We start from the raw sequence: 2,679 nt of genomic DNA on the forward strand, positions 1-2,679 counted from the left end.
GGGTAAAGAATGATTCTGAATAGTACCGGGTCGCCGCCAGCGGAAAGAGCAACGAGCTCTGCCGAAGTTGCTCGCGCCGCGCGGGGTGGCGGCGACTCGCGCGACCCGTCGGGCCGCGGTTTACTTGGCTTCCGACAGAGAAACGGCCGGCGCCAGCGGAGATGATTGGGAACGAGGCTGACCGGCACAGGGAGATTGCCGCAGAAAAGTCCTTTCGCATCCCGGCGGCACCGGGCCTCCCGAGGGGGAGGCGTCCGGCCCGCCCGGTTCTGCGAACCGGAGACTGTGAAACCCGTCGTACGGAACAAAATACAGTTCCTTTTTACAGAGAATGGCCGGAGCCAGCGGAGACTTCGGGGTAAAGGCGGCCAATAAACAGCCCACCGCTGCGCGGCACGCCAAACAAACCCATTGCAACTCTCAGACAAACACCCTACGCTTTCATTCCGACCCGTCCCCGCCACGCCGATCGCACATACCACGCCATCACCCCGACAACCGCAGCCGTAATCGCAGCACCGATCGCCAGCCCTGTATAGTACGGCAGGCAAAGCCCCTCCTTCGCGATAAAGATGTAGAACGACACGATGAACGTCATGAAAGCCGCCGGCAGAAACGCAATGATCCACCGCTGCCGCCGCACCGCCAAATAAACCGTCACCGTCCACAGACAAATTGCCGCCAGCACCTGATTGGCCCAGGCGAAATATTTCCAGATCACGTCGAACGGCATCAGCGTGATCGCCACTCCCATCAAAAATATCGGAATCGAGATGTAAAGCCGCTTGCGCAGCCGTTTCTGTTCCACGTGCAGAAAATCCGCCGCGATCAGCCGCGCACACCGAAATGCCGTGTCACCGCTCGTGATCGGCGCCACCACTACGCCCAACAGCGCGAGGAAAGCTCCTATCTTGCCTAAAGTCGTATGGGTGATGATGTCCACCGCCCACGCCGCATTGTTCCCGTGTTCGGCCAGCGCACTGCTCAACCCCTCCGTACCGCCCCAGAACGCCATCCCGATCGCCGCCCAGATCAGCGCAATGACCCCTTCCGAGATCATCGCCCCGAAAAAGACCGGCCGTCCCTGCCGTTCATTGGTCACGCACCGCGCCATCATCGGCGACTGCGTAGCGTGGAAACCCGACACCGCTCCGCAGGCAATCGTAATGAAAAGCGTCGGCACGATCGGCAGCCCCGCCGGATTCGCAGTGAAGTTGCCGAACGAAGCGGCGGAAAGGTTCGGAATCTCGTACGGCCCGAAAAGCAGCACCCCCAGTATCCCGAAAGCCATGATGAAAAGCGCGGCCCCGAAGATCGGATAAAACCGCCCGATGATCTTGTCGATCGGCAGCAAAGTGGCCAAGATATAATAGGCCAGGATAATCCATACCCACACCGACTGCGTCAGTCCCGTAAATCCTTCGAGAATGCCCGCCGGCCCGACCATGAAGACCGCCCCGACGAGGATCATCAGGAACAGGGTGAAAGCCCGCATCACCTGCCGAACGGTCATCCCCATGTATTTCCCGACGATCTCCGGAAAGCTCACCCCGCCTTCCTTGAGGGAAATCATGCCGCTGGCGTAGTCCTGCAAGGCGCCGATGAAAATGGAACCGAACGTAATCCACAGAAAAGCGACCGGGCCGTACATGGCGCCCAGCAACGCCCCGAAGATCGGCCCGAGGCCGGCTATATTGAGCAGCTGGATCAGGAATGTTTTCCAGGCCGGAAGCGGCAGGTAATCCACGCCGTCCCGCAAAGTCTCGGACGGCACGGGTGCGTCCGGATTCATGCCGAACTGACGTTCCAAATAACGTGCGTAAGTAAAATAGGAGGCGACAAGCAGGCCCAGGCAAATCAAAAAAGTAAGCATGGTTGAATGTTTCCGTTAAAGTCATGCAAAGATACTCATTCGCTGACCGATTCGTTACGGAAAATCGGTTTTCTGCAATTCACTGCCGGGTGGCACGGTATTTGAATTATAATTTGCCCGAGGTATGAACCTATAGAAGAAACTATCTTATAAGGTATTTATGGGGTGCGGCGCTCCGCGTGTACGACCGGGTTCCTGTTTCTGCGGGACGGCATACTGCGCGGGGCGTCGTTTTTTTGCACCCTATTCCGGTTGCGCCGCTCCTGCCGCGAAGCGTTGTCCCGAAGGAACGAGCACGAGGCCGGGCACGACCAATCGAATCATTTTTGACGGGCTGTTTCTCCCGTGCGGTTCGGTTATACTTATAGTTCATTTTCGGCGATTAGTGAACCGCGAAGGGAATCTGTACGGCGAAGGTGCGGTTATACTTATAGATCATTTTCGGCTCGCGCCGGTGTCGACTTCGATAGGAGCGGCCTCTGTCCTAAACGTTCTGCATTACCTTCATGTCCGGACGCGCCCTCAGACAGCGTCAGGCAAAAACAGGCCAAAAGCCCGATAAGCCCCGCGCCGCCCGAAAGTCAACCGAAGGCCGCCCAACATCCACGCCATAAATATAGATAAAAACCTACAAACCTCGACCGTGAAAAAAACTCCCCGCCATGTTGCGGCTGCTTCTGACGGCTGTCAGAAGTAGCCGCAACACGCAGAGAACGTATGGAACAACAAGCAATCGCAGACCTCCACAGCAAAGCGATGCAAACCTGCCAAGCCCCGCACCCGGAATGCACACGATCGGTTTCGAC

1 protein-coding gene is annotated in these 2,679 nt (G+C 57.6%); it reads right to left on the bottom strand.

Annotated features, from left to right (window positions below):
- Positions 1 to 433: 433 nt before the first annotated feature.
- Positions 434 to 1,873 (bottom strand): carbon starvation CstA family protein, encoded by a 1,440-nt coding sequence (locus tag Q0Z93_RS10095; RefSeq protein WP_298065171.1) that lies wholly within the window; start codon positions 1,871 to 1,873, stop codon positions 434 to 436.
- Between the last annotated feature and the right edge of the window lie 806 nt (positions 1,874 to 2,679).

The organism is uncultured Rikenella sp., from assembly GCF_947628055.1.
Classification (GTDB): domain Bacteria; phylum Bacteroidota; class Bacteroidia; order Bacteroidales; family Rikenellaceae; genus Rikenella.

Bases quoted from the DNA above. Each gene is read 5' to 3' on its own strand.
- Q0Z93_RS10095 (WP_298065171.1), bottom strand. From the start codon at position 1,873: ATGCTTACTTTTTTGATTTGCCTGGGCCTGCTTGTCGCCTCCTATTTT.